Annotated in this window: 23 protein-coding genes; 18 read left to right on the top strand and 5 right to left on the bottom strand. The window is 67.2% G+C overall.

Going from position 1 to position 25,751, the window contains the following annotated elements:
- Nucleotides 1–786: an IclR family transcriptional regulator C-terminal domain-containing protein gene (locus ASE28_RS25600; protein WP_057269016.1), complete on the top strand. Its 786-nt coding sequence runs from the start codon at nt 1–3 to the stop codon at nt 784–786.
- A gap of 2 nt (nt 787–788) precedes the next feature.
- On the opposite strand, the gene hemL is transcribed toward ASE28_RS25600, so the two are convergent.
- Both hemL and ASE28_RS25590 read right to left on the bottom strand, forming a co-directional pair.
- A complete protein-coding gene (gene hemL, locus ASE28_RS25595) occupies nt 789–2,099 on the bottom strand; it encodes a glutamate-1-semialdehyde 2,1-aminomutase (protein ID WP_057269015.1) in 1,311 nt (436 codons plus the stop codon).
- A complete protein-coding gene (locus ASE28_RS25590; protein WP_057201745.1) occupies nt 2,083–3,033 on the bottom strand; it encodes a bifunctional hydroxymethylpyrimidine kinase/phosphomethylpyrimidine kinase in 951 nt (316 codons plus the stop codon). The genes hemL and ASE28_RS25590 overlap by 17 nt, the downstream gene beginning before the upstream one ends.
- Before the next feature lie 94 nt (nt 3,034–3,127).
- On the opposite strand from ASE28_RS25590, the gene ASE28_RS31635 reads away from it, so the two are divergent.
- The 7 genes from ASE28_RS31635 (at nt 3,128) to ASE28_RS25560 (ending at nt 14,534) form a co-directional block, all read left to right on the top strand.
- Nucleotides 3,128–3,301: a rubredoxin gene (locus ASE28_RS31635; protein ID WP_082604130.1), complete on the top strand. Its 174-nt coding sequence runs from the start codon at nt 3,128–3,130 to the stop codon at nt 3,299–3,301.
- Between the two features lie 49 nt (nt 3,302–3,350).
- Nucleotides 3,351–3,749 (top strand): PleD family two-component system response regulator, encoded by a 399-nt coding sequence (locus ASE28_RS25585; RefSeq protein ID WP_005796099.1) that lies wholly within the window; start codon nt 3,351–3,353, stop codon nt 3,747–3,749.
- A complete protein-coding gene (locus tag ASE28_RS25580) occupies nt 3,749–4,114 on the top strand; it encodes a PleD family two-component system response regulator (RefSeq protein ID WP_007853160.1) in 366 nt (121 codons plus the stop codon). Before ASE28_RS25585 ends, ASE28_RS25580 begins: the two co-directional genes overlap by 1 nt.
- Before the next feature lie 15 nt (nt 4,115–4,129).
- Entirely contained in the window at nt 4,130–4,657 is a 528-nt protein-coding gene (locus ASE28_RS25575; protein WP_057201746.1) for a chemotaxis protein CheW, read from the top strand.
- Nucleotides 4,658–4,678: 21 nt separating this feature from the next.
- Nucleotides 4,679–6,964: a methyl-accepting chemotaxis protein gene (locus ASE28_RS25570; protein WP_057201747.1), complete on the top strand. Its 2,286-nt coding sequence runs from the start codon at nt 4,679–4,681 to the stop codon at nt 6,962–6,964.
- Nucleotides 6,965–7,015: 51 nt separating this feature from the next.
- Nucleotides 7,016–13,285: an Hpt domain-containing protein gene (locus tag ASE28_RS25565; RefSeq protein ID WP_057269014.1), complete on the top strand. Its 6,270-nt coding sequence runs from the start codon at nt 7,016–7,018 to the stop codon at nt 13,283–13,285.
- A 97-nt stretch (nt 13,286–13,382) separates the two neighbouring features.
- Nucleotides 13,383–14,534 (top strand): PilT/PilU family type 4a pilus ATPase, encoded by a 1,152-nt coding sequence (locus ASE28_RS25560; protein WP_057201749.1) that lies wholly within the window; start codon nt 13,383–13,385, stop codon nt 14,532–14,534.
- 238 nt (nt 14,535–14,772) lie between these two features.
- Here ASE28_RS25560 and ASE28_RS25555 read toward each other — a convergent pair whose 3' ends face one another.
- On the bottom strand, nt 14,773–16,245 hold the full coding sequence (locus ASE28_RS25555) for a deoxyribodipyrimidine photo-lyase (RefSeq protein WP_057269013.1): 1,473 nt from the start codon (nt 16,243–16,245) through the stop codon (nt 14,773–14,775).
- Between the two features lie 23 nt (nt 16,246–16,268).
- Here ASE28_RS25555 and ASE28_RS25550 point away from each other — a divergent pair, with 23 nt between their 5' ends.
- From ASE28_RS25550 to ASE28_RS25510, 10 genes are all read left to right on the top strand, one after another.
- Nucleotides 16,269–16,868 carry a YqgE/AlgH family protein gene (locus ASE28_RS25550; RefSeq protein WP_057201751.1) on the top strand — a complete coding sequence of 200 codons (600 nt, stop codon included), beginning with the start codon at nt 16,269–16,271 and terminating at the stop codon, nt 16,866–16,868.
- Nucleotides 16,865–17,284 (top strand): Holliday junction resolvase RuvX, encoded by a 420-nt coding sequence (gene ruvX, locus ASE28_RS25545; protein WP_057269012.1) that lies wholly within the window; start codon nt 16,865–16,867, stop codon nt 17,282–17,284. The genes ASE28_RS25550 and ruvX overlap by 4 nt, the downstream gene beginning before the upstream one ends.
- The gene (pyrR, locus tag ASE28_RS25540) at nt 17,281–17,832 is read left to right on the top strand and encodes a bifunctional pyr operon transcriptional regulator/uracil phosphoribosyltransferase PyrR (protein WP_057201753.1); all 552 of its coding nucleotides are present in this window, start codon (nt 17,281–17,283) and stop codon (nt 17,830–17,832) included. The genes ruvX and pyrR overlap by 4 nt, the downstream gene beginning before the upstream one ends.
- 2 nt (nt 17,833–17,834) lie before the next feature.
- Nucleotides 17,835–18,797 carry an aspartate carbamoyltransferase catalytic subunit gene (locus tag ASE28_RS25535; protein ID WP_057201754.1) on the top strand — a complete coding sequence of 321 codons (963 nt, stop codon included), beginning with the start codon at nt 17,835–17,837 and terminating at the stop codon, nt 18,795–18,797.
- Nucleotides 18,794–20,092 carry a dihydroorotase gene (locus ASE28_RS25530; protein WP_057269011.1) on the top strand — a complete coding sequence of 433 codons (1,299 nt, stop codon included), beginning with the start codon at nt 18,794–18,796 and terminating at the stop codon, nt 20,090–20,092. Before ASE28_RS25535 ends, ASE28_RS25530 begins: the two co-directional genes overlap by 4 nt.
- A gap of 37 nt (nt 20,093–20,129) precedes the next feature.
- The gene (locus ASE28_RS25525; protein WP_057269010.1) at nt 20,130–20,867 is read left to right on the top strand and encodes a 1-acyl-sn-glycerol-3-phosphate acyltransferase; all 738 of its coding nucleotides are present in this window, start codon (nt 20,130–20,132) and stop codon (nt 20,865–20,867) included.
- A gap of 82 nt (nt 20,868–20,949) precedes the next feature.
- Nucleotides 20,950–21,234: a hypothetical protein gene (locus tag ASE28_RS32325; RefSeq protein ID WP_157422129.1), complete on the top strand. Its 285-nt coding sequence runs from the start codon at nt 20,950–20,952 to the stop codon at nt 21,232–21,234.
- 242 nt (nt 21,235–21,476) lie between these two features.
- Entirely contained in the window at nt 21,477–22,709 is a 1,233-nt protein-coding gene (locus tag ASE28_RS25520; RefSeq protein ID WP_057269009.1) for a Yip1 family protein, read from the top strand.
- A gap of 115 nt (nt 22,710–22,824) precedes the next feature.
- On the top strand, nt 22,825–23,403 hold the full coding sequence (locus ASE28_RS25515; RefSeq protein WP_057269178.1) for a DUF4166 domain-containing protein: 579 nt from the start codon (nt 22,825–22,827) through the stop codon (nt 23,401–23,403).
- A 25-nt stretch (nt 23,404–23,428) separates the two neighbouring features.
- Nucleotides 23,429–23,830 (top strand): thiol-disulfide oxidoreductase DCC family protein, encoded by a 402-nt coding sequence (locus ASE28_RS25510; RefSeq protein ID WP_057201760.1) that lies wholly within the window; start codon nt 23,429–23,431, stop codon nt 23,828–23,830.
- Between the two features lie 16 nt (nt 23,831–23,846).
- Here ASE28_RS25510 and ASE28_RS25505 read toward each other — a convergent pair whose 3' ends face one another.
- Both ASE28_RS25505 and ASE28_RS25500 read right to left on the bottom strand, forming a co-directional pair.
- The gene (locus tag ASE28_RS25505; RefSeq protein WP_057269008.1) at nt 23,847–24,467 is read right to left on the bottom strand and encodes a DUF6272 family protein; all 621 of its coding nucleotides are present in this window, start codon (nt 24,465–24,467) and stop codon (nt 23,847–23,849) included.
- 193 nt (nt 24,468–24,660) lie between these two features.
- On the bottom strand, nt 24,661–25,743 hold the full coding sequence (locus ASE28_RS25500) for an ABC transporter ATP-binding protein (RefSeq protein WP_057269007.1): 1,083 nt from the start codon (nt 25,741–25,743) through the stop codon (nt 24,661–24,663).
- Between the last annotated feature and the right edge of the window lie 8 nt (nt 25,744–25,751).

Raw genomic sequence — 25,751 nt, 5'->3', positions numbered from 1 at the left:
ATGACCTCCAGCACCACCCCCATCGCCAAGGCCGACTTCATTGAGGGCATGGCCAAGGGCATGGCTGTGCTGGAGAGCTTCGACACCGAGCGCCAGCGCCTCAATGCCTCGCTGGCAGCGCAGCGCACGGGGCTCACCCGGGCGGCGGCGCGTCGGCACCTGCTCACGCTGGCGCACCTGGGCTACCTGGAAAGCGATGGCAGCTACTTCTGGCTGGCGCCCAAGGTGCTGCGCTTTTCGGGCAGCTACCTGGCGTCGGCCCGGCTGCCGCGCGTGCTGCAGCCCACGCTGAACCGGCTGGCCGCGCAGACCCAGCAGTCCTTTTCGGCCGTGGTGCTCGACGGCAGCGAGGTCGTGATCGTGGCGCGCAGCGGGGTGTATGGCGCGCCCTCGCGCGTGCTGGCCTACGGCCTGCACCTGGGGGCGCGGCTGCCGGCCCACCCCACGTCCACCGGGCGGGTGCTGCTGGCGGCGCTGCCGGCGGCGGCACTCACCACCTGGCTCAATGGTGCCACGCTGCAGCGGCTCACGCCCCATACGCTCACGCAGGTGGGGCCGTTGCGCCAGGCCATCGCGCGTGCGCGGCGCGACGACTATTGCCTGGCGGTGGAAGAGCACGAGCTGGGCGTGCATGCCCTGGCCGTGCCGCTGCGCAACCTGCAGGGGCAGACCGTGGCGGCGCTCAACGTGGTGGCCTCGCCCAGGCAACTGGACGAGGGCAGCCTGCAAAGGGAGATGTTGCCCTTGCTGCAGGAAGCCGCGCGCGAACTGCGCGGCCTCTTGTAGCTTCAGCTTGCGAGGCTCTTGAAGACCTCGCGCGCAGCGGCCACCGTGGCAGCGATGTCTTCTTCGCTGTGGGCCGCGCTCACGAAACCGGCTTCGTACAGCGCCGGTGCTATATAGATACTGCGGTCCAGCAGCCCATGGAACAGCTGGTTGAAGCGCGCGCTGTCGGTGGTGAGCACCTCGGGGTAGCTCTGGGGCAGGGTGGGCAAGAGGAAGAAGCCGAACATGCCGCCCTCGCAGTCGGCGCTGAAGGGCACGCCTTCGGCGGCGGCGGCGGCCTTGAGGCCATCCACCAGCGATTGGGTGCGTGCCGACAGGGCCTCGAAGAAGCCGGGCTTCGTGATCTCGCGCAGCGTGGCCAGGCCGCAGGCCGTGGCCACCGGGTTGCCCGACAGCGTGCCGGCCTGGTACACGGCGCCGATGGGCGCCAGATGCTCCATGATGGCGCGCGGCCCGCCAAAGGCGGCCAGCGGCATGCCGCCGCCGATCACCTTGCCCAGCACGGTCAGGTCGGGCTTGAAGCCGGGGATGCTCTTGGCATACACGCCCTGCGCACTGGCCAGGCCCACGCGGAAACCGGTCATCACCTCGTCCAGCACCAGCAGCGCACCATATTCCGTGCACAGTTCGCGGCAGCGCTGCATGAAGGGGACGCTCGCGCGCACGAAGTTCATGTTGCCGGCAATCGGCTCGATCATCAGGCAGGCCAGTTCCTTGCCGTGCAGGGCAAAGGCCTCTTCGAGCTGGGCGATGTCGTTGTATTCCAGCACCAGGGTGTGCTGCACCACTTCAGGGGGCACGCCCGCGCTGGTGGCGTTGCCGAAGGTGGCCAGGCCCGAGCCGGCCTTGACCAGCAGCGCGTCGGCATGGCCGTGGTAGCAGCCGTTGAACTTGATGATCTTGCTGCGGCCCGTGGCGCCACGCGCTAGGCGGATGGCGCTCATGCCCGCCTCGGTGCCCGAGCTGACCAGCCGGATCATCTCCATCGAGGGCACCAGGCCGATGATCTCCTCGGCCAGCTCCACCTCGCGCTCGGTCGGCGCGCCAAAGCTGAAACCGTCGAGCGCCGCCTTCTGCACCGCTTCGAGCACCGCCGGGTGGCCGTGGCCCAGGATCATCGGCCCCCAGGAGCCGATGTAGTCGATGAAGCGTTGGTCGTTGGCGTCCCAAAAGTAGGCGCCCTGGGCACGCTTGACGAAGCGCGGCGTGCCGCCCACGGCCTTGAAGGCCCGTACGGGCGAGTTCACGCCACCGGGGATGAGCGCCTTGGCGCGTTCGAACAGGGGGATGTTGAGATCAGTGCTTGGTGTCATGGGGGGGCATCACAAAGCCTTCGATGGCTGCTGTGTCGTCAATCGGGGCGTCGTCGTCTTCGCCGTCCTCGTCGTCGGGCTGGGCCCAGAACATGCGGTCGGGCACGATGTGCCCCATTCCGGGGCGGAAACCGGCGTCCAGGCAGCGGTCCAGGTAGCCCAGCGCTTCGCTGGTGGCCTCGCCCAGGTCGTTGCCGCTGGCCACCAGGGCCGTGAGTGCGGCCGACAGGGTGTCGCCCGCGCCCGAGAAGGTGGCGTCGAACAGCTCGAACTTGCCGCTGCCCAGCACCGTCTGGGGCGAGGCCAGCACGTTCTCGACGAACTGCTCGGGCAGGGGGATGCCGGTGACCAGGGTGTAGGGCACGCCCATCTCGGAAGCGGCCCGGGCGATGTCGCGCGCGGTCGGGCTGCGGTCGCTCTTCCAGTCCGGCAACAGCCAGCGCCACAGCGTACTGTGGTTTCCTACCAACACTGAGGTTTGCGGCAGCAACAGCTCGCGGAAGGCGTCCAGGTACTCGTCGATCTGCTCTTCCGTCCACCAGGACAGGTTGGGCATGTACGCTATCACCGGGACTTCGTCATAGTCTGTGGTTATTTCGGCGATGGCGCTGATGTTCTCGGGGCTGCCCACGAAACCCACCTTGATGGCCTGCACGGGCATGTCTTCGAGCACCGCCCGGGCCTGCTCGGAGACGGCCTCGTCGTCGAAGCTGAAATGGTCGAATATCTGCGCCGTATCACGCGCGTAGGCCCCCGTGACCACCGCGATGGGGTGGCCGCCGACCGATGCGATGGTGGTGATGTCTGCCGTCAGGCCACCCGCGCCGCTGGGGTCGCTGGCGTTGAAAACGAGCACGCAGGCCGGGCTCGCTTCATCACCGGATTCGTCGTCGGCGTGTTCGGTGTCGGGAGGGGGGAATGCAGATGTGGTCATGGTCCAGTGGCGGCATCGGGGGTGGCACGGAAGCTGCAGCCCGGGGAGATGACTAGATACAATCGTTGCATTCTATGTGAAGGCCCTTTAAGCTGTGATCGACTCTAAAACTTGGATGTGTTTGATCTGCGGGTGGATTTATGACGAGGCAGAGGGTGCGCCCGAGCACGGCATCGCCCCCAACACGCCATGGGACCAGGTGCCCATGAATTGGACCTGTCCTGAGTGTGGCGCCCGCAAGGAAGATTTCGAGATGGTTCAGATTTGATGCGCGGCTCGGGCCGCGCTGTTTGTTTTTCCATCGGGAGCATTAGCAATTGACTACAACAGGCGCATCTTTCAAAGTGCTCGTGGTGGATGACAGCAATACCATCCGCCGAAGCGCCGAGATTTTTCTCAAGCAGGGGGGGCACGAAGTCTTGTTGGCTGACGACGGCTTTGATGCTTTGGCGAAAGTGAACGATTACCAGCCTCAGCTGATTTTCTGTGACATTCTCATGCCCAAGCTCGACGGGTACCAGACCTGCGCGATCATCAAGCGCAACGCCCGTTTCGCAGATACCCCGGTGGTGATGCTGTCCTCCAAGGACGGCGTGTTCGACAAGGCGCGCGGGCGCATGGTCGGCTGCCAGGAATATCTCACCAAACCGTTTACCAAAGACCAGTTGCTGCAGGCCGTGCAGCAATTCGGCAATTCCCAACAAGGAGCGATGTAATGCCCATCCAGAAAGTTCTGGTCGTCGACGATTCGAAGACCGAGTTGATGTTTCTGACCGACCTGCTGCAGAAAAAAGGCATGCAGGTGCGCACAGCCGAGAACGCCGAGGAGGCCTTCCGCCGCCTGGCCGAAGACAAACCCGACCTGATCCTCATGGACGTGGTGATGCCAGGCCAGAACGGCTTTCAGCTCACGCGTGCAATCACCCGTGATCCGCTGTACGCCGATGTGCCCATCATCATGTGCACCAGCAAGAACCAGGAGACCGACCGGGTCTGGGGTATGCGCCAGGGCGCGCGCGGCTATATCACCAAGCCGGTGGATCCCGCCGAGCTGCAGGCCAAGATTGACGCGCTGAACTGAGGCAGCGGCGCGTTCATGGCCAACCGCGAAGCCCTCCGCGAGCTACAAGTCCGACTGGCCAGCCGTCTTCAGGCCGCCAGGACGGAAGGCTTGTCCGTATCGTCCTGGCTGGCTGTCGAGACAGCAGGGCAGTACTACCTTCTACCTCTCGCCCAGTCGGGCGAGATTTTTCCTTGGGTCACCGTCCAGCCCGTGCCGTACACGCAAAGCTGGTTCCTCGGTGTCGCCAACCTGCGCGGCGGGCTGGTCGGTGTGGCCGACCTCGCCGGCATGCTGGGCACCACGGTCACGCGCACCGAGCAGGCGCTGTCCGAGTCCAGCCTGCTGGCCTTCAATGCCGTGCTTGAGGTGAATGCCGCCTTGCTGGTGGACCGGCTGGCCGGCCTGCGGGGTACGGAGTCCTTTGTGTCCTCCGAGCCGCCTGCACCCGAATCTCCCGCATTTTTCGGCACCACCTACATCGATGCAGGTGGCGCGCGCTGGCAGGAGCTCAATCTGCAGATCCTGTCCCAACATCCCGCTTTTCTGAGCATCAGTGCTTGAGTTTTTCTGTAAGGCTGCACCATGTCCGTCGTCAATCAATTTGGAAAACTGTTCAACCGGAAACCCGGAGCGCCGGACGCCGCAGCAGGCCATGCTGCGGCCGATGACGGTCAGGACGTGCTGGGGACCGGTTCGCTCGAAGCAGCGGCGCTGCGCGAGTACCAGAGCGATGCCATGAACAGCGTGCAGGGCGACCCGGGCGGCTATGCACCCGAGCTCACCGAACCCGACAGTGATGAAGATCTGATCTCCCTGCCGGTGCTGGGCACCTCCACGGCGGCCGGCCACCAGCGCCGCCTGCTGGCCTTGCTGGCCGTTGGCGTGGTGGTGCTGGGTGCGATCGCTTTCTGGGTGCTGCAGCAGGCAGACCGCTCCGCACAGCAGCTCGCCGCTACCGGCCAGTCCCTGATGCAGTCGCAGCGCCTGGCCAAGTCGGTGTCGCAGGCGCTGGTGGGTAGCCCCCAGGCCTTCCCCGACGTGGTGGAAAGCTCGGGCGTGCTGGCGCGCAACGTGCGCGCCCTGACCGCTGGCGACAACGAACTCGGCGTGCAATCGCTGGGCGAGCCCTACAAGCCCGATCTGGACGCCGTGACGCCCCTGATGGAGCGCGCCGAGCGCAACGCCGGCGTGGTGATGGGCCAGCAAAAGATCCTGACCCAGGTGGGTGACGCTCTGCGCACCATCAACCGCCAGTCGTCCGACCTGCTCGAAATCGCCGAAACGGTGTCCTCGCTCAAGCTGCAGCAGAACGCCCCCGCCGCCGAAATCTCGGCCGCCGGCCAACTGGTGATGTTGACCCAGCGCATCGGCAAGTCCGCCAACGAATTCCAGACCATGGAAGGCGTGAGCCCCGAGGCCGTGTTCCTGCTGGGCAAGGACTTGAACTCCTTCAAGGAAATCGCACAGGGCCTGCTGGACGGCAGCCCCGAGCTACGCCTGTCCGCCACCAAGGACGGCCAGACGCGCGAGCAACTCGACGGCCTGGTGAAGCTGTACGAGCAGACCCGCACGCAGGCCAGTGCCATTCTGGGCAACCTGCAGGGCCTGGTGTCCGCCCGTGAAGCACAGTCCGCCATCATTGCCGACAGCGAACCGCTGCGCCGCCAACTGGAAAACCTGCAGGGCAAGCTGTCCGCACAGACCGGCCTGGGCGCCGGGCAGATCGGTGCCCTGGCCCTTGCCGGCCTGTTCGTGTTGCTGTGCGGTATCGGCATCTCGCGCGTTCAACTGCTGGACAGCCGGGGCCGCCAGACGGCTGCCGAATCGCAGCAAAAGGACGCCAAGCGCCAGGAGCAGGAAGCCAAGCGCGTCAACGACGCCAACCAGGCCGCCATTTTGCGTTTGATGAACGAACTGCAGTCGGTCGCTGAAGGCGATCTGACCCAGGAAGCCACCGTGACCGAAGACATCACGGGCGCCATCGCCGACTCGGTGAACTACACGGTGGAAGAACTGCGCCAGCTGGTGGGCAGCGTGCAGAACACGGCGACCCGCGTGGCACAGACGACGGCCCAGGTGGACAGCACCTCGACCGAACTGCTCGCCGCCTCGACCGAGCAGCTGCGCGAAATTCGCGAAACCGGCCGCTCCGTTCTGGACATGGCGACCCGAATCAACGAAGTGTCCACACAGGCGCAAGAGTCCGCCACGGTGGCCCGCCAATCGCTGCAAGCCGCCGACTCCGGTCTGCAGGCCGTGCAGAACGCCATCGGCGGTATGAACTCCATCCGCGACCAGATCCAGGACACCTCCAAGCGCATCAAGCGCCTGGGCGAATCGTCGCAGGAGATCGGTGAAATCACCGAGCTGATTTCCGACATTACCGAGCAGACGAACGTGCTGGCACTGAACGCCGCCATCCAGGCCGCATCCGCCGGTGAAGCCGGCCGAGGCTTCTCGGTGGTGGCCGAAGAAGTGCAGCGACTGGCTGAACGCTCCGCCGACGCCACGCGCCAGATTTCGGCCCTGGTGAAGGCCATTCAGACCGACACCCAGGATGCCGTGGCCGCTATGGAGCGCTCCACGCAGGGTGTGGTGGAAGGGGCCCGACTGTCCGACAGCGCCGGTACCGCACTGACGGAAATTGACCGCGTGTCGCGCCGCTTGGCCGACCTGATTGAACAGATCTCGTCCTCGACCTCCCGTGAGGCCGTTCTGGCCAACGAAGTGGCCGACAACATCCAGCACATTTTTGCCGTGACGGAACAGACCGGTGAAGGTACCCGCACGACGGCCCAGCAGGTGCGCGAACTCTCGCACATGGCTGAAGAATTGCGCCAGTCTGTCGCCCGTTTCAAGATCGCCTGAGGCGATCCGTAGTCATCAACCAGCTGGCTCATTGCAGCCGGGGACGAACCCATGCCATCTATTGATGTCAAAAATGCACCGGCCGCAGACTGGACCCAGGGAGAGCAGGACCTGGGTCCTTTGGCTTGGGTGCTCGACGAACTGCGCAAATCCCTGGGGGGCGCCGTCAAATCGATGCGCCGCTTTGTGCGCGATGTGGAAACAGCGACCGAGTCGGACCTTGCGGCGCTCGACGCCGGCGCCTTGCGCATTGCAAGGCAGCAACTGCACCAGGCCAGCGGCGCGCTGGAAATGGTCGGCATGGGGCCTCCGGCGCTCGTGCTGCGGGCCATGGAGTCCGCCGTCCAGCGCTTTGTGCAACGCCCTGAGCTGTGCACCGATGAGGCCACCAGCACCATCGAAAAAGCCAGCTTCGGCCTGATCGAATACCTGGAAAGCGTGCTGTCCGGCAAGTCCGTCTCGCCCGTTGCCCTGTTCCCCCAGTACCGTGAAGCCCAGGCGCTGGCCGGAGCCGAGCGCGTGCACCCCGCAGACCTGTGGCCTGTGGAGCGGCGTTTCCGCGAGCCGGAAGTCACCATTCCTGCGGAACCCCTGCCTTATGGCCCGCAGGCGCGGGCACACCTGGACGCGGCGGTGCTGCGCATCGTCAAGACGGGCGACCTCAAGGCCGCCCGCAGCATGTACGAAACCTGCCTGGGCCTGGTTGCGGCCCAGTCGGACCGCCAGTCGCGCGCGTTCTGGAAGATCTGCGCCGCCTTCTTCGAAGCCTTTGCCGGCGGCCTGCTGCCAGCGGACGTGTATGTGAAGCGTGTGGCTTCCCGCGTGCTCATGCAGTACGCCACCCTGGCCAAGGGCGACAACATCATTGCCGACCGCCTGGTGCAGGACCTGCTGTTCTTCTGCTCGCAGACCACGGTGCCTGCGGGCGCGGAGGCCAGGTTCCCCGCGTTGATGACCGTGCGCCATGCCTTCAGCCTGGACCGCTTCAAGCCGGTGGACTACGACACCGCGCGCTTTGGCCGTTTCGACCCTGCCGTGCTGGCCCAGGCCCGAAAGCGCATTGCCGCCGCCACCGAAACCTGGTCGGCCCTGGCCGGCGGTGACCGCAACAAGATCAAGCCCGCTGCCGACCAGTTCAGCCTGGTCTGCGATTCGCTGCGCAAGCTCAGCCCTGGCAGCGAGAAGCTGGCCACAGCGCTCACGCACGTGATGGATGCCACCACCAAGTCCGGCGAGCCGCCATCGGCTGCGCTGGCCATGGAAGTGGCCACCTCGGTGCTGTACCTGCAGGCTGCGTTCGAAGAGCTGGATGCGGCCGAAGACCAGATGGCCGTGCGCGCCGCCCGCCTGTCCGAGCGGCTCGAAGCCGTGGGCACCGGTGCCGAACCCGAGCCCCTGGAAGGCTGGATGGAAGAGCTGTACCGCCGTGTCAGCGACAACCAGACCATGGGCAGCGTGGTGGACGAACTGCGCGCCACCCTGGCCGAGGCGGAAAAATCGCTGGACCTGTTCTTCCGCGACCCCAAGGACCCCACGGTGCTGGCCCCGGTGCCCGGGCACATGGCGCAGATGCGCGGCGTGCTGTCCGTGCTTGGCCTGGACCAGGCCTCGCTGGCCGTGGTGCGCATGCGCGACACCGTGGACCGCCTGCTGATCAACGACATCCCCGAGGAAGAGCGCCAGCCCGTCTTCGAGAAGCTGGGCAGCAGCATGGGGGCCCTGGGCTTCCTGATCGACATGCTCAGCTACCAGCGCGCCATGGCGCGCAAGCTCTTCGTCTACGACGAGGAACTGGGCGAGTTGCGCATCCTCACGGGCCGCACGCGCGCCCGCGTCAGCGACACCCAGGAAGTCACGCCCGCCAAGCTCGAAGAGCGCGCCGCCATTCCGCTGCCCGATGTGGTGCCGCGCTTCCCGGTCGAGGAGCCCGAAAGTGCCCCCACCGACTTCTCGCCCCTGCCAGGCGAATTTGCCGAGCCCGCGCCCGCCCCGGCGCCGGTCGAGCAACTGGCTCCCGACATCGGCTTCGGCCACCTGGGTGCTGCGCCTGTAGCACCTGTGGCGCCCGTGCCAACCCCGGCGCCAGCCGCCGCCTTGCCGGCCCCCGTGGTGCGCCCCCCGGTGGACGTCGAAGACGAACTGCTCGAAATCTTCCTGGAGGAAGCGCGCGAAGTCGTTGCCACCGGCCTGGCAGCCATCGCCACCCTGCGCAATGAGCCGGGTGAACTGAGCGAGCAGACCACGCTGCGCCGTGCCTTCCATACCTTGAAGGGCAGCTCGCGCATGGTGGGCCTCAACGACTTCGGCGAAGCCGCCTGGTCGATGGAGCAGGTGCTCAATGCCTGGCTGGCCGAACAAAAGCCCATGCACGCGCCCTTGCTGCAGCTTTCCACCGATACGCTGCACGCCTTTGGCGACTGGGCCGACAGCCTGGCCTCGGGCAATCCGACCCATTGGCAACCCGAGGCCTTCCGCAAGGCCGCAGAGGCCATGCGCAACGATGGCACCTTGCTGCCATTGACGGGCGGCCCTGCCGAGGTTGCCTCCCTGATCGAGGTGCCTGCCGACAACACCGTGGCCGACGTACCCGCCGAGCTGCCTGAAATCGTGCCCCAGCCGGTGGAAGACTTCGCGCCCGTGCCGGAACTGGTCGATGTCCCCGTCGCCCTGGAGCCAGCGCCCGAAGCCTTGCCGTACGAAGACGAAGAAATCGTCCACGCCGATTTCGTCTCCACCGAAGTCCCTGAAGACGCCGTCGAGCCCGAGATCATCGCGCTCGAGGCGCCCAAGGACGTGCCCGACACCAGTTCCACGGTCACCGAAGAGATCGACTTCGCGGTGTTCGCCGAAGCCGTCGCGCAGGTGCCCGACAGCATCGACGCACCGGCCGCCATCGAACCTCCCGTTGTGGTCGAGCCAGTCGCCGCCACCGTGGTGGACTTCGACCTGCCGCTGCTCGATGCCTTCGAGGTGGCCGCTGAGCCCGCTCCTGCACCCGTGCCCGAGCCCGTGGTGCAGGCCGTGTTCGACACTCCGTTCGAATTCGCGCTCGACGACCAGTTGCTGGAAGCCGGCGCCCCCGCACAGCCCGAGGCCGTGCCAGAGCCCGAAGCCGTTCTGGAGTTTGTCCCCGAGCCTGAACTGCAGGCCCCGGCCGTGGTGGCCGAGCCCGCCCAACCTGTTGAAGCGGTGCTGGAGCCCGTCCTGGACGCGGAGCCAGAGACCCCCGCTGCCCCCGTGGCACCGGTCGCTGCGCCCGTGGCCGAAGAGGCTTCCTTCGACGAGGCCGTCAAGGTCATCGAGACGCTGCGCATCGGCATCCCGCTGTACAACGTCTACCTGAACGAAGCCGACGAATGGTCGCGCCGCCTGGTTACCTGCCTGCAGGAATGGTCGCTGGAGCTGCACGAAGCCCTGCCGGACACGGCCGTGGCCCTCGCGCATTCGCTGGCGGGCAGCTCCGCCACGGTGGGCTTCAATGCGCTGTCCGAAATGGCACGCGTGCTTGAGCATGCGCTGCAGCACGTACAGCTGCAGACGCGCGGCTCTGAAGAACAGGCCCGAGTCTTCATGGATGCGGCGGAAGACATCCGCCGCCTGCTGCACCAGTTCGCCGCCGGCTTCCTCAAGGAGCCCAGCCAGGAAGTGCTGGAAGCGCTGCGCCAGATCCTGCAGACCGAGGTCGACAACACCCTGACGCCGATCGAGGATGAGATCGACGATGAGCCAGTCCGGGATGCCGAGGCCGAGGCTGAGGATTCCGCTGCGGCAGCGCTGGCAGCGGCTGAGGTGGCGCCCGCTCTCTCCGTGGTCCCTACCGGGCATGTGGCACCCGCGCTGTCGCCGGTGGTGCACGACAGCGACCACGACCAGGATGTGGACGACGCCATCGCGCGTGCGGTGGCGTTGTCGTCCGACCTTGACGATGACATCGACGTCATCGACGTGATCGATCCCGACCTCTTCCCGATCTTCGAGGAAGAAGCCCAGGAACTGCTGCCCCAGTTGGGTGGCGCCCTGCGCCAATGGGCCTCGCGCCCCGACAACCTGGGTGCCCGCAGCGAAGTGCTGCGCGCCCTGCACACGCTCAAGGGCAGCTCGCGCCTGGCCGGTGCCATGCGCCTGGGCGAAATGGCCCACCGCCTGGAGTCCGCCATCGAGCAGCTCGATGTGGACACCGTCACCAGCGCCGAGATCGAGCCGCTGCAAGCCAGCTTCGACGGCCTGCAGGCCAACTTCGCCGCCCTGAGCGCCATTGGCAGCCAGGGCCCGGCCGATGCTGTCGTCACCCTGCCGGTGGCTGCGCAGGCGCCAGTTGCCAAGGCTGCAGAGCCCGCCGCCGCCGCTGCGGGAACTGCAACCGGTACCCCGGAACAACGACCTGCCGCTGCCACCGTGGCGCCGGCCGCTCGCTTGGCGGGTCCGTCGCAACTGGCACCGCTGCGTGTCGCGGCGAACCAGTCGGTGCGGGTGCGTGCCCAGTTGCTGGACCGCCTGGTCAACCAGGCGGGCGAGGTGATGATCAGCCGCTCGCGGCTGGACGTGCGCCTGTCGCAGTTCCGTTCCTCACTGACCGACCTGTCGGGCAACCTGGACCGCCTGCGCCTGCAACTGCGCGACATCGAAGTGCAGGCCGAATCGCAGATGCAGTCGCGCCTGGCGCTGTCCAAGGACTCGGCTGCTGGCTTCGACCCGCTGGAGTTCGACCGCTTCACCCGCGTGCAGGAGCTGACCCGCATGATGGCCGAGTCCGTCAACGACGTGGCCACCGTGCAGCGCAACCTGCAGCGCACCATGGAAGGTGCCGAAGACGACCTGATCGCCCAGGGCCGCCAGGCGCGTGAGTTGCAGCGCGATCTGCTGCGCACCCGCATGGTGGAGTTCGAAGGCATTGCCGAACGCCTGTACGCCGTGGTGCGCCAGGCGTCCAAGGAAACCGGCAAGCAGATCAAGCTCGACATCACCGGCGGCTCCATTGAAATGGACCGCGGCGTGCTGGACCGCATGACCCCCGCCTTCGAGCACTTGCTGCGCAACTGCGTGGCCCACGGCATCGAGAACCCCGAAGCCCGCGTGGCCGCCGGCAAGCCGGCATCTGGCACCATCACCGTCGACCTGCACCACGAAGGCAACGACGTGTCGGTGGAGTTCCGTGACGACGGCGCCGGCCTGAACCTGCCGCGCATCCGCGAGAAGGCCATTGCCCAGGGGCTCATCGAGCCGGGCCTGGACCTGAGCGATGCCGACGCCGCCAACCTGATCTTCACGCCCGGTTTCAGTACCGCGAGCGAAGTCACGGGCCTGGCTGGCCGGGGCATCGGCATGGACGTGGTCCGCTCCGAGATCAACGCCCTGGGCGGCCGCATCGAGACCACGACCGAAACCGGCAAGGGCGCTGCCTTCCGCATGATCCTGCCCTTGACCACAGCGGTCACGCAGGTGGTGATGCTGCGTGCCGGCGATCTGTCCATCGGGGTGCCTGCCAACCTGGTGGAAATCGTGCGCCGTACTTCGGTGGCCGACCTGCAGGAAGCCTACAAGTCCAGCCACTTCAATGACGGCACGGAGCAACTGCCCTTCTTCTGGGCCGGTGCGCTGCTGCAGGCCTCGGCCCGCAGCCATGAATCGGTCGGCAAGACCCGCCCCGTGGTGGTCTTCCGAAGCGCCTCGCAGCGCATCGCCATGCACGTGGACGAAGTGCTGGGCAACCAGGAAGTGGTGGTGAAGAACCTCGGGCCGCAGCTGTCGCGCTTGCCTGGCCTGGCCGGCATGTCCGTGCTGGCTTCGGGTGCCGTGGTGCTGATCTACAACCCGGTGGCGCTGTCCACCGTGTACGGCGACCAGGTGCGTGCTGCCAGCGCCGACCTGCCGATGGTCACCGACCGGGTGGATGCCAAGGGTGCGACCGTTGCGCCGCTGCCATCGGGCATCAGCCAGGTGCCGCTGATCCTGGTGGTGGACGATTCCATCACCGTGCGCCGCGTCACGCAGCGCCTGCTGCAGCGCGAAGGCTACCGCGTGGCCCTGGCCGCAGACGGCCTGCAAGCGCTGGAACGACTGCAGGACGAGCGCCCCACGGTGGTGCTGTCGGACATCGAAATGCCCCGCATGGACGGTTTCGATCTGGCGCGCAACATCCGCGCCGACGGTGCACTGCGTGACCTGCCCATCATCATGATCACCTCGCGGATTGCCGAGAAGCACCGCGAGCACGCGATGGAGCTCGGGGTGAACCACTACCTGGGTAAACCTTACTCGGACGAAGAGCTGCTCAGCCTGATTCAGCACTACGCCCGCATCGCCGCTGCCGCAGAGGCCTGACAAACCACCCGACGCCTGCATCCCTCACCGGTGCAGGCGTTGGTGTTTGTGGGGACCTGCGGCTTTTTTGTGTCTGTCAGCCTGATCAGAGGTACCGATGGAGTCGACTTCACCTGCCGGCGACAGCCGGCTGCTGGCCTGCCTGGGCCTGGTGGCGCGCGAAGGCGCGTCCGACCTGTTTCTGCTCGCGGGCGCCTCGCCTACAGTCAAGCGCCAGGGGCTTTACGTGCCCATCTCGCGCCAGGTGCTGGGCGCCGACGATATCCGCATGATGGCCTACTCGGTGATGCGCAAGGCGCAGCGCGAGGAGTTCGAAGCCACCATGGAGTGCGACCTCTCGTACACCACGCCGGACGGCGAGCGCTTTCGCTTCAACATCCACATGCAGCGCGGCCAGGTCGGCATCGTGGTGCGGCATGTGGTGTCGAACATTCCGCAGCTTGACCAACTGGGCCTGCCACCCGTGCTCAAGCAGCTGGCGTTCCTGAACGGCGGGCTGATCCTGACCGTGGGGGCCGCCGGTTCGGGCAAGACCACCACGCTGGCGGCCATGCTGGACCACCGCAACGAGCACGCCAACGGGCACATCCTCACCATCGAGGACCCCATCGAGTACCTGCACAACCACAAGAAGTCCCTGGTCACCCAGCGCGAAGTGGGGCTCGATACGCTGTCGTACGACGAGGCCCTGCGCCGCGCCATGCGCGAGGCACCCAGCGTGATCCTGATCGGCGAGATCCGCGACCGCGCCACCATGCAGCATGCGCTGCATTACGCCCAGTCGGGCCACCTGTGCGTGTCCACCCTGCATGCGCACAACGCCAGCCAGTCGGTGCAGCGCATCTTGAACTTCTTTCCCGAGACGGCCCACCAGCAGCTGCTGATGGATCTGTCGCTGAGCCTGAAGGCCGTCGTCGCGCAGCGCCTGATCAAGAGCGTCAAGGGCACCCTGGTGCCTGCCACCGAGGTCATGCTGCTCACGCCCTATGTGGCCGACCTGATCCAGAAGGGCCAGGTCGACGAGCTCAAGACCGCCATCATCCGCGGCACCGAGCAGGGCATGGGCAGCTTCGACCAATCGCTGCTGGCCCTGGTGGAGGCCGGCTCCATCACTCCGGCCGAGGCCGTGGCCAATGCCGACAACCGCACCGATGTCACCCTGCGCCTGCGCCTGGCATCTGGCAATTCACTGGCCATCGACGATGGCGGCATGCAGATGGCCGAGAAGCCGCGCGACTCGAGGTTTTGATACCCCCTGAGTCGCCTCGCGCCTCAGTGCGCCCGAAAGAGGCGGACGCTCTTCGTTGCCGTCCAAGCCTGCGCAGGCAGGCTTGGAGCCGCGGCACTCAGCCCCCCAGGGGGACGCCCCCAGTGCGGCGGGGCGGCCCTTGCACGGGGGCACTGGCCTGGGCAGCGCCAGTTTTGGTGGTTTACGCCAGGTGGATAGCCTTCTGGCTCACCCCACTCTTTAAGGTTGGCGATGATTCTCAGTCCGCCGCAGCCTTCACCACGGCATACCGTTGCAGCGTGCGCTTGCGCGCCTCGTCGTGGTCCACGATGGGGTGCGGGTAGGTGCTGCCCAGCACCACCCCGGCTGCCTGCAGCTCCAGCGGCTTGGCTGCCCACGGCGCGTGCAGGGCCGCATCGGGCAGGCCGGCCAGCTGCGGCAGGTACTTGCGGATGAACTGGCCCTTGGCGTCGAACTTCTCGCTCTGGCTCACCGGGTTGAAGATGCGGAAATAGGGCTGTGCATCGCAGCCGCTGGAACTGGCCCACTGCCAGCCGCCGTTGTTGGCCGCCAGGTCGAAGTCGTTGAGGTGGGTGGCAAAGTAGCCCTCGCCCCAGCGCCAGTCGATGCCCAGGTCCTTCACCAGAAAGCTGGCCACCACCATGCGCAGGCGGTTGTGCATGTAGCCCGTCTGGTTGATCTGGGCCATGGCCGCATCCACCAGCGGGTAGCCGGTGCGGCCCTCGCACCATGCGGCAAAAAGTTCTTTGGCCTCCGGGCCGCTCTCCCAGCGAATAGCGTCATAGGCCGGCTTGAAGCTGTGCTCCACCACCTGCGGGTGGTGCGCCAGGATCTGGTGGTAGAAGTCGCGCCAGATCAGCTCGCTGAGCCACGTCGCGGCGCCCTGGTTGCCCTGCACCATCAGCGCATGGGCCGTGCGGGCCAGCAGGCGCGGGGAGATGGTGCCAAAGCGCAGGTGCACGCTCAGGTAGCTCGGCCCCTTGACGGCCGGAAAGTTGCGTGTGTCCTCATAGCGCGCGACGCGCTGGCGAAAATCCTCGAACAGGCGCTGCGCGCCGCTGGCCCCCGCAGGCAGGGCCAGTTGCGACAGCCCTGCCGGCTCGAATCCCAGGGCCTGCAAACCGGGTACCGCCCTGCGGTGTGCCTCGGGCCGGGGTGCCAGGCGGCCCGCATGGCGTTCCACGGGGTAGCTCTTCAGGTAGAAGGCGTCGATCTTGCGGAGCCAGGCGTTCTTGTAGGGCGTGAACACGCTGTAGGGCTTGCCGGTCTGGGTGAGCACCTCGCTGCGCTCGAACAGCGTGTGGTCCTTGTAGGTGTGAAACGCCCGCCCGGCCGCCGCCAGCCGGGTGCGCACCCGGCTGTCGCGTGCCAGGGCCTGGGGCTCGTCATCGTGGTTGGTGTAGACGGCATCCACCTTCAGTTCCTCGGCCAGGGCGGGCAGGGCATCGCTGGCCACCGCGTGCAGCACGATCAGTCCCCCGCTGGAGTGGCCCGACAGGGTGCGCAGGTGTTCGTCCAGCTCCACCAGCGACTCGCGGATGAACTCCACGCGCCGGTCCTTTCTGGGCAGGGGGTCGAGGATTTCCGTGTCGAAAACGAAGGCGCAGTGCACCTTCTGGCATGCGGTCAGGGCGTGGTAGAGGGCGGCGTGATCGGTCGCTCGCAGGTCGCGGCGGAACCAGACGAGTCCGGTGGAATAAGAGGGCTCCATGTTCACCGTTAAAATTGGCACATATGTCTATCGATTCTGCGCCCATCAACCTGACGCATCACTTCCTGATCGCGATGCCCGGTCTGGAGGATGAGTCTTTCGCGCGCAGTGTGGTCTACCTGTGCGAGCACAGCGAGCGTGGCGCGCTGGGGCTCATCATCAACAAGCCCACCGACATCACCCTCAAGGGCCTGTTCGACAAGGTCGACCTGTCCCTGCGCCGGGAAGACCTGCGCACGGCGCCCGTCTTCTCCGGCGGCCCGGTGCAGACCGAGCGCGGCTTCGTGCTGCACGAACCCATGCTCATGGACCGGGCAGAGACCGACGAATCGGCCTACGCCTCCACCATGACCATTCCCGGCGGCCTGGAGATGACCACCTCCAAGGACGTGCTCGAAGCCCTGTCCACGGGCGCAGGCCCGCGCCGGGTGCTCATCACCCTGGGCTATTCGTCCTGGGGAGAAGGGCAGCTCGAGTCCGAATTGGGCGAAAACGCCTGGCTCACCGTGGCGGCCGACCTGTCGGTGATTTTCGATACCCCCGTGGCCGAGCGTTACGACCGTGCACTGGCCCTGCTGGGCCTGCAGGCCTGGATGCTCTCGCCCGAGGCGGGGCACGCATGACCGGCTTGCCCGCCCAGCCGGCCGTGCCTGCGCATTTCCAGACCTTTCTAGCTTTCGATTTTGGCCTCAAGCGCACGGGCGTGGCCACTGGCAACCGCCTGCTGCGCAGCGCCAGCCCGCAAGAGACCATCAAGGCCGAGGGCGACGCCCGCTTTGTGCAGGTGGCCCAGCGCATCAAGGAGTGGCAGCCCGACGCCCTGGTGATCGGCGTGCCCTTCCACCCCGACGGCGCCAGCCACGATAACACCGAGCGTGCCCTCAAGTTCGGGCGCCAGCTGCGCGGCCGCTTTGGCTTGCAGGTGTTCGAGGTGGACGAGCGCTATAGCACCACCGAAGCCCTTGCCGGCGGCGCCAAGGATGCCGATGCCGCCTCTGCCTGCATCATCCTGGAACAGTTTTTGAGGAATCTTCCATGACGACGACGACCCCCTCATCGGGCGCACCTGCCGCATCCGGCGGCAGCTTGGTGCTCGACGCCGAGGCCTTGTACCGCGAGCTGCTGCGCGGCGTGCGCAGCATGATGAGCCCCGGCAGCACGCGCCTGGCGGGCATCGCCTCGGGCGGCGCCTGGCTGGCCGAGCGCCTGCAGAAAGACCTGGGCCTCGAAGGCGCCCCCGGCGTGCTCTCGTCGGTGATGCATCGCGACGATTTTGCCCAGCGCGGCCTGTCGGCCGGCGCGCAGACCACACTGCCCTTCGACGTCAACGGCGCCGACATCATCGTGCTCGACGACGTGCTGTACACCGGCCGCACCATCCGCGCCGTGCTCAACGAGCTGTTCGACTACGGCCGCCCCGCCAGTGTGCGCCTGGCCGTGCTGGTCGACCGCGGCGGGCGCGAGCTGCCGGTGCATGCCGAGTTTGCCGCCGCCCGCGTGGCGCTGCCGGCCACCCAATCGCTGGCCTTGGCGCGCGACGAGCAGGGTGTCTTCCAATTCCAAGTCCATCCCGTCCAAGAGGCCTGACCGTGCTGCACAAGCGCAACCCCCAACTCAACGGCCACGGCGAACTCGTCCACCTGCTGTCCATTGAAGGCCTGCCGCGCGACATCGTCACGCACATCCTCGACACCGCCGCCAACTTCGTGAGCGTCAACGACCGCGAGGTCAAGAAGGTGCCCCTCTTGCGCGGCAAGAGCGTGTTCAACCTGTTCTTCGAGAACAGCACGCGCACACGCACCACCTTCGAGATCGCGGCCAAGCGCCTGTCGGCCGACGTGATCAACCTCGACATCGCGCGCAGCTCCGCCAGCAAGGGCGAATCGCTGCTCGACACCATCGCCAACCTCTCGGCCATGGCGGCCGATCTGTTCGTGGTGCGGCACAGCGAATCGGGTGCACCCTACCTCATCGCCCAGCACGTGGCCCCCCACGTGCACGTGATCAACGCAGGCGACGGCCGGCATGCCCACCCCACGCAAGGGCTGCTGGACATGTACACCATCCGCCATTACAAGAAGGACTTCAGCAACCTCACGGTGGCCATCGTGGGCGATGTGCTGCACTCGCGCGTGGCGCGCTCCGACATCCACGGCCTGACCACCCTGGGCTGCGCCGAGGTGCGCGTGGTGGGCCCGCGCACCCTGGTGCCGTCCGACATGTCGCAGATGGGGGTGCGCGTGTGCCACACCCTCGAAGAAGGCATCAAGGACGCCGACGTGGTCATCACCCTGCGCCTGCAGAACGAGCGCATGAGCGGCGCGCTGCTGCCATCGAGCCAGGAGTATTTCAAGAGCTTCGGCCTCACGCAGGAAAAGCTGCAGCTGGCCAAGCCCGACGCCATCGTCATGCACCCCGGCCCCATCAACCGCGGCGTGGAGATCGACTCTGCCGTGGTCGACGGCCAGCAGAGCGTGATCCTGCCGCAGGTGACCTTCGGCATTGCAGTGCGCATGGCCGTCATGTCCATCGTTGCAGGAAATGAAGCATGAAGATACTGATCCAGAACGGTCGGGTGATCGACCCCGCATCCGGTTTTGACCAGACCTGCAGCATCGCCCTGGCGGCAGGCCGCATCGTTGGCATCAACCGCGTGCCGCCTGACTTTGCGCCCAACCGCGTGATCGATGCCGCCGGCTGCTACGTGCTGCCCGGCCTGGTGGACCTGGCCGCGCGCCTGCGAGAGCCTGGCCATGAGCACGAAGGCATGCTCGAATCCGAGATGGCCGCCGCCGTGGCCGGTGGCGTGACCAGCCTGGTCTGCCCGCCCGACACCGACCCTGTGCTCGACGAGCCCGGCCTGGTGGAGATGCTCAAGTTCCGCGCCGAAAAACTGCACCAAAGCCGCCTGTTCCCCCTGGGCGCGCTCACCCGCAACCTGGCCGGCGAGGTGCTGACCGAAATGGCCGAACTCACCGAGTCCGGCTGCGTCGGCTTCAGCCAGGCCGAGGTGCCGCTGGCCAGCACCCAGGTCACGCAGCGCGCGCTGCAGTACGCCGCCACCTTCGGCTACACCGTGTGGCTGCGCCCGCAAGAGCTGCACCTGGGCAAGGGCGTGGCCGCCAGCGGCCCGCTGGCCACGCGCCTGGGCCTGTCGGGCGTGCCCGTGGCGGCCGAGACCATTGCCCTGCACACTATCTTCGAGCTGCAGCGCAGCACCGGTGCGCACGTGCACCTGTGCCGCATCAGCAGTGCCGCCGGCGTGGAGCTGATCCGCCGCGCCAAGGCCGATGGCCTGAAGGTCACGGCCGACGTCAGCATCAACTCGCTGCACCTCACCGACGTGGACATCGGCTTCTTCGACAGCCGCGCCCGCCTGTCGCCCCCGCTGCGCCAGCAGCGCGACCGCGACGCGCTCAGCGCCGCGCTGGCCGACGGCACCATCGACGTGCTGGTGTCCGACCACACCCCCGTGGACGAAGACGCCAAGACCCTGCCATTCGCCGAGGCCGAGCCTGGCGCCACCGGCCTGGAGCTGCTGCTGAGCCTGGCCTTCAAGTGGTCGCAAGACAGCGGCATTCCCCTGCGCCGCGCCCTCTCGGCCGTCACGGCCGACCCGGCCCGCGTGCTGGGCAGTGCCCTGGGTACGCTGCAGGCCAGCGTGGGCCAGATCGTCGAAGGCGGCGTGGGCGACCTGTGCATCTTCGACCCCGCCGCCGCGTGGACGGTGCATGGCGACGCACTGCGCAGCCAGGGCAAGCACACCCCCTTCCTTGGCTACGAGCTGCCGGGTCGTGTGCGCACCACCCTGGTCGGCGGGCAGGTCGCCTTCGACCGCGGCGGCTGAGCGGTCCGGTCGGTACCATGCTGTTCACAACCGCGCGATGAAGGCCCTGCGCGCCCTGTGGCGCCTTCTGCGCATGCTGGGCCACATCGCCAAGGGCCTGGCCATCGTGGCGCTGCGCTTTCCCGCGCTCTCGCCCGACCAGCAGCACGCCCGTGTGCAGGCCTGGTCCATGGAGCTGCTGGCCAAGATCGGCATCTCGCTGCGCTTGCAGGGCCAGCCCCCCGTGGCCGGCCCGGTCATGCTGGTGGCCAACCACATCTCCTGGCTCGACATCCCCGTGATGCACGCGGCCCGCCACTGCCGCTTCGTTTCCAAGTCCGACGTCAAGGCCTGGCCTGTCATCGGCGGCCTGGCCACTGCTGCCGGCACCCTGTACATCGAGCGCGCCTCCCGCCGCGACGCCCTGCGCATGGTGCGCACCATGCAGGAGTCGCTCGAGCGCGGCGAGGTGCTCGCCGTCTTCCCTGAAGGCACCACCGGCGATGGGCGCGACATCCTGCCCTTCCACGCCAATCTCATCCAGGCCGCGATCGCCGCCAACGCCCCCGTGCAACCCGTGGGCCTGCGCTTCGTCGACCGCACCACCGGCGACCTGAGCTTCGCCCCCAGCTACATCGGCGACGAAACCCTGGTCGGCTCCATCTGGCGCACCCTGAGCGCCCCGGCCATCGAGGCCGTGGTGCACTATGGCGAGCCGGAGCTGCCTGCGGGGCGGGATCGGCGGGTGTTTACGCAGGATTTGCAGGGGGTAGTGGATCGGTTGCGGCGAAGCTAGGCAGCCGATTGGGCAGTTGTCCGACTTGGCGCCCAGGCGGCACGCGCGATACTGGCCTCTATCCTTGATGGAGGCAGCAGCTATGCGATTCATTCAACAGCTCAGCGTGTGGATGGTTCTGGTCTTCAGTTCCATGGCCGCCGTGGCACAGGGCGTCAACACGCCCGCCATTGTGCCCGGGCTACGGCCGGCCATGCCAGCATCGTCCCCGTACCAGCCCCCTGTGCCCACGACCAGCAGTACGCCGCAGCAGACCCCTGCGCCAGCGCCCAGCCTGACCCCGGCCCAGACGCCAGAGCCACCGCCTTCCCAGTCACCCTCCGAGACACCGCGCGAGCCGGTTGCCGCGCCGCCCGTGCAGGGCTGAGCGCATACCCGCCGGGGGGGGCATCCCGGCATCAACCTTTCCCGTTCACGTTGCCTGCTGCACGACAGCCGGAGTAGCCTGCCCGCCCGAAACCGTGCATATTCCACATTTGCGGCGCCACGGGCTTTTGCACCTGCGTGCAAGTGCTCCCAATTGCCTTATCGTCCGCACCAGTTGACAACAGGCCTGCATCCCATGTCGGGGGCGCAGGGCTCCATTCACACTGCCGGGAGGGCACCGCCATGAACCTGATCGAACGCGTCAAGAGCATTCTTCTCAAACCCAAGGAGACCTGGGTCACCATCGAGTCCGAGCCGGCCGATGTGGCGGGGCTCTACACCCAGTACCTGATGATCCTCGCGATCATCCCGGCGGTCTGTGGTTTCATCGGCATGTCGCTGATCGGCTTTGGCGGCTTTGGCTTCACCATGCGGGTGCCCATCTTCTCGGGCCTGATCAACATGGTGGTCTCGTACGTGCTGAGCCTGGTGGGCGTGTTCGTGCTGGGCCTCATCATCGATGCGCTGGCGCCCACCTTTGGCGGGCAGAAGAATTCCATCCAGGCGCTCAAGGTCGCGGTCTACGGCAGCACGGCGGCCCTGCTGGGCGGCATCTTCAGCCTGCTGCCGGCCCTGGCCATGCTGGGCTTGGTCGCAGCCCTGTACTCCATCTACCTGGTCTACCTGGGCCTGCCGGTGCTGATGCGCAGCAACCCCGAAAAGTCCATCGCCTACACGGCCGTGGTGATCGTCGCGGGCATCGTGGTGGGCGTCATCATCGGCGCCGTGAGTTCGCTCTTCATGCCCCGTGGCGGCGCCATGTTCAGCGGTGCCGATGCCCCTGCGATCTCGGTGAACACCCCCGGCGGCAAGGTCACCATCGACACTGCGGGCCTTGAAGCCGCCAGCAAGAAGATGGAAGAGGCTGCACGCCAGATGGAAAAGGCCCAGAAGAGCCAGGACCCCGCCGCCATTGCTGCGGCCAACAGCGGTGCCGTGGCGGCAGCCGCCGGCATGATGGGGGGCGGGCAGGCCGTGGCGGCCCAGTCGCTCAAGGCCGCGCTGCCCGAGCAGCTCGGCGGCATGCCACGCACGGGCTTCGATGTGCAGGACGGCGCGGCCCTGGGCCTGCCCACCAGCCAGGCCAGCGCCTCTTACGGCAGCGGCGACAAGCGCGTGCGCATCGAGATCATCGACATCGGCGGTCTGGGCCAGATGGCGGCCCTGGCCATGGGCATGGGCCAGGGCGAGAAGGAAGACCAGAGCAGCGCCGAAAAGACCTGGCAGGAAAACGGCCGCACCCTGCACCAGAGCTACCAGAAGGACGGCAGCCGCGCCGAGTTCAAGACCGTGCTCAAGAACGGACTGGTGGTCGGCATCGAAGGCGACCGTGTGGGCGTGCAGGACCTGCGTGGCATGCTCTCGCAGGTGGACCTCAATGCCCTGGAAGGCTTGCAGCGCAAGCCCAAGGGCTGAGATCGTTCACCTGGTTTAGGTGCGGGCCACGGCCCGCTTTTTTTGCCCGCTGCAACGGCCCGGGTAGACTGGCCGCATGCTGGCTTTTGCCCATCTCTGCCTGACGCACCGCTCCATGACCTCCACCGCATCCCCTGCTGCCACACCCGCCACGCTGTACCAGCGTGTGATGGGGGTGGACTTCGACCGCCTGGCGTCGCCGGTGGCGCGTTTTCACCGCCTGGCGGGGGCGCAGGTGCTGCATGGCCAGGTGCAGGTGCAGGCCCCCGCATCGCTGCTGGGCCGGGTGCTGGCCTGGGGGCTTGGAGCGCCGCAGCAGGCGGGGCAGGGCGCCATCCGCTTCGAGCTCGATGCCACGCCGGGTGCCGAGGTCTGGACGCGCATCTTCCCCACCCGCACCATGCGCTCCACCCTGCGCGAGGCGCCGGGCTTTGTCGAGGAGCACATGGGTGCGGCGCGGCTGCTTTTTGGCCTCACGGCGGTCGAGGGCGGCCGGCTGGAGATGCGCCTGGTGCGCATGCGTTTTCTGGGCATCCCCTGCCCGCGCTGGCTGCAGCCCGCCATCGTGGCGCGCGAGACGGGGCAGGGCGATGACCAACTGCACTTCGACGTGCAGGCCACCGTGCCCTGGATCGGCCGGGTGGTGGCCTACCGGGGGCATCTGCAGGTGCCTGCCGACGCCAAGTGCGCATGATCGTCGTCTTGGACGCGCGGACACCATGATTGTCGTCTTCGACGCCAAGTGCCTGTTGTGCAATGGCTGGGTGCAGTTTCTGTTGCGCCATGACCGCGCGGGGCGCATCCGCTTTGCCTCCATCCAGGGGCAAGAGGGCCTGCGCCTGCTGCACGAGGCGGGCCTTCAGGTCGATGGCCTGCAGACGCTGCTGGTGGTGGAGGACAAGGAAGACGGTGGCCGCACCTGGCAGCACACCGCCGCCATCCTGCGCATCCTGCACGCGCTGGGCTGGCCCTGGCGGCTGGCCTGGGTGGGCTGGTTGGTGCCGGCACCGCTGCGCGATGCGCTGTACCGGCTGGTGGCACGCAACCGTTATCGCATCTGGGGGCGGTCGGAGACCTGCATGCTCCCCGCGCCCGAACACGCGGGGCGGTTTCTCGATTAGGACGTGCCGGACGCGCTCAAATCCGCGCTTTGACGTGGAACAGCGCTGTGCGCCCTTCGGTATCGGGGCTGGGCGCAAAGCTGTATTCCAGCGGCGCACTGGCATCGCGCGCAATGGTCAACAGGCCCAGGCCGGCGCCCTTGCTCAGCGTGTCGGTGGTGTTGTGGTCGGGGTTGCGCAGTTGCTCCCGGTAGCTTTGCTTGATCTCCTCCAGGCTCATGGCGCGCAGGGCGTCGAGCTTGTCGGTAAGCCGGGGCACGTGGGCGATGTCCACGGCGTTGCTGCAGACGATCCAGTACTGGGGTGGTCCATCGCCCTCCAGCGCGGCGGCAGGCAGGTCCTTGCCCACGCCGATGGCGCCCTTGGGGGCGGGCGCTGCGGGCACATCAGCCGCTGCCGTTGTCTGCGCGTCGTCGTCGGGCGGCACCGCATAGTGCAGGATGTTGTGCGCCATCTCCACGAAGGTGGAGAACAGCTTGCGCTTGGCCGGGCCCGAGGCATCCTCGGTGGCCAGGCGCTGCTTGAGCGAGTCGGCCGCTGCGGCCACCACGGCAGGCGTGAACTCACCGGCGTAGTAGAACAACACGCCGCAGTCCTGCGCGTTGGCCTGAAAGCGTTCGAAATCGGGGCCGTTCATGCGCCGGCTCCGGCTGGGTCCACAAGGGAAAAGGGCCGTGCCGTCTGGACGAAGGCGCCAGCGGCCAGGCGACTGGCGAGAAATGACATGCAGGAAGAACCGGTGATGCTGCGAATTGCCACCGATTCTTGCCGCCTTGCATGACGGCGCCGTGACGCTTGCGTGAAGGGGCGCCTGCTCCTGCGAACCCCTATCAGGCCGTGCCGGCCTCGGCCTCGCGGGGAAAGGTCACCACATGGTCGGCTTCGGCGCGTATGCCGATCCACTCGCCCACGGCATGGTCGTGGTGGCTGGGCACATGCGCCAGCACGCTCTGGCCGCTGGCCAGGCGCAGGGTGTACAGGAACTCCGAGCCGCGGAACGACTTGCGCACGATCTGCGCCTGCACCGGGGATGCGTCGTCGTGCACGATGTCATCGGCGCGCAGCAGCACATCGCATTCGCCGCCGGGGTAGCTGGCGGGCAGGGGGCATTCGGCCAGGTCGGTGAGCTCGCCCACCGGCGTCTGCGCCACCACGTTGTCGCCGCGCTGCACCAGGGTGGCGGGGGCGAACACGCCGTGGCCGATGAAGTCCGCCACGAAGCGCGTGGCCGGGCGGTGGTACAGGGTGTAGGCATCGTCCCACTGGTGCAGCCGGCCTTCGTGCATGACGCCGATCACGTCGCCAATGGCAAAGGCCTCCAACTGGTCGTGCGTGACGAACAGGGCCGTGGCACCCGCCGCCTTGAGGATGCCGCGCACCTCGTGCGCCAGGCGCTCGCGCAGGTCCACGTCGAGGTTCGAAAACGGCTCGTCCAGCAGCATCAGCTGCGGGCGCGGCGCCAGCGCGCGCGCCAGCGCCACGCGCTGCTGCTGCCCGCCCGACAATTCATGCGGAAAGCGCTGCTCGCTGCCTTCGAGCCCCACCAGCGCCAGCACCTCGGCCACGCGCGCCGCCTGCGCGGCGCGCGGCAGGTGGTGGATGCCGAAGGCCACGTTGCGCCCCACCGACAGGTGCGGAAACAGCGCATAGTCCTGGAACACCATGCCGATGCGCCGCTGCTCGGGCGGCACGCTCACGCTGGCGCTGCTGACCACCTGCTGCGTCAGGCTGATCTGCCCGCCAAAGACAGGTTCGAGCCCCGCCACGGCGCGCAGCAAGGTCGTCTTGCCGCAGCCCGAGGGGCCGATGAGCACGCCGATATCGCCTGCGCGCAGGCCCAGGGACACGTTCTGCACGGCGGCGCGGGGGCGGCCTGCATAGCGCACTTCAAGTTGGGAGACCTCTAGGAACATGGCCCCAT

This window comes from Acidovorax sp. Root219 (assembly GCF_001428665.1).
In the GTDB taxonomy this organism is placed as follows: Bacteria; Pseudomonadota; Gammaproteobacteria; order Burkholderiales; family Burkholderiaceae_C; genus Acidovorax.
Note: the sequence above shows the minus strand (reverse complement) of the source record. Positions and strands in the feature narration are given on the sequence as shown.

Bases quoted from the DNA above. Each gene is read 5' to 3' on its own strand.
- ASE28_RS25600 (WP_057269016.1), top strand. From the start codon at position 1: ATGACCTCCAGCACCACCCCCATCGCCAAGGCCGACTTCATTGAGGGC.
- hemL (WP_057269015.1), bottom strand. From the start codon at position 2,099: ATGACACCAAGCACTGATCTCAACATCCCCCTGTTCGAACGCGCCAAG.
- ASE28_RS25590 (WP_057201745.1), bottom strand. From the start codon at position 3,033: ATGACCACATCTGCATTCCCCCCTCCCGACACCGAACACGCCGACGAC.
- ASE28_RS25580 (WP_007853160.1), top strand. From the start codon at position 3,749: ATGCCCATCCAGAAAGTTCTGGTCGTCGACGATTCGAAGACCGAGTTG.
- ASE28_RS25575 (WP_057201746.1), top strand. From the start codon at position 4,130: ATGGCCAACCGCGAAGCCCTCCGCGAGCTACAAGTCCGACTGGCCAGC.
- ASE28_RS25570 (WP_057201747.1), top strand. From the start codon at position 4,679: ATGTCCGTCGTCAATCAATTTGGAAAACTGTTCAACCGGAAACCCGGA.
- ASE28_RS25565 (WP_057269014.1), top strand. From the start codon at position 7,016: ATGCCATCTATTGATGTCAAAAATGCACCGGCCGCAGACTGGACCCAG.
- ASE28_RS25560 (WP_057201749.1), top strand. From the start codon at position 13,383: ATGGAGTCGACTTCACCTGCCGGCGACAGCCGGCTGCTGGCCTGCCTG.
- ASE28_RS25555 (WP_057269013.1), bottom strand. From the start codon at position 16,245: ATGGAGCCCTCTTATTCCACCGGACTCGTCTGGTTCCGCCGCGACCTG.
- ASE28_RS25550 (WP_057201751.1), top strand. From the start codon at position 16,269: ATGTCTATCGATTCTGCGCCCATCAACCTGACGCATCACTTCCTGATC.
- ruvX (WP_057269012.1), top strand. From the start codon at position 16,865: ATGACCGGCTTGCCCGCCCAGCCGGCCGTGCCTGCGCATTTCCAGACC.
- pyrR (WP_057201753.1), top strand. From the start codon at position 17,281: ATGACGACGACGACCCCCTCATCGGGCGCACCTGCCGCATCCGGCGGC.
- ASE28_RS25530 (WP_057269011.1), top strand. From the start codon at position 18,794: ATGAAGATACTGATCCAGAACGGTCGGGTGATCGACCCCGCATCCGGT.
- ASE28_RS25525 (WP_057269010.1), top strand. From the start codon at position 20,130: ATGAAGGCCCTGCGCGCCCTGTGGCGCCTTCTGCGCATGCTGGGCCAC.
- ASE28_RS32325 (WP_157422129.1), top strand. From the start codon at position 20,950: ATGCGATTCATTCAACAGCTCAGCGTGTGGATGGTTCTGGTCTTCAGT.
- ASE28_RS25520 (WP_057269009.1), top strand. From the start codon at position 21,477: ATGAACCTGATCGAACGCGTCAAGAGCATTCTTCTCAAACCCAAGGAG.
- ASE28_RS25515 (WP_057269178.1), top strand. From the start codon at position 22,825: ATGACCTCCACCGCATCCCCTGCTGCCACACCCGCCACGCTGTACCAG.
- ASE28_RS25510 (WP_057201760.1), top strand. From the start codon at position 23,429: ATGATTGTCGTCTTCGACGCCAAGTGCCTGTTGTGCAATGGCTGGGTG.
- ASE28_RS25505 (WP_057269008.1), bottom strand. From the start codon at position 24,467: ATGAACGGCCCCGATTTCGAACGCTTTCAGGCCAACGCGCAGGACTGC.
- ASE28_RS25500 (WP_057269007.1), bottom strand. From the start codon at position 25,743: ATGTTCCTAGAGGTCTCCCAACTTGAAGTGCGCTATGCAGGCCGCCCC.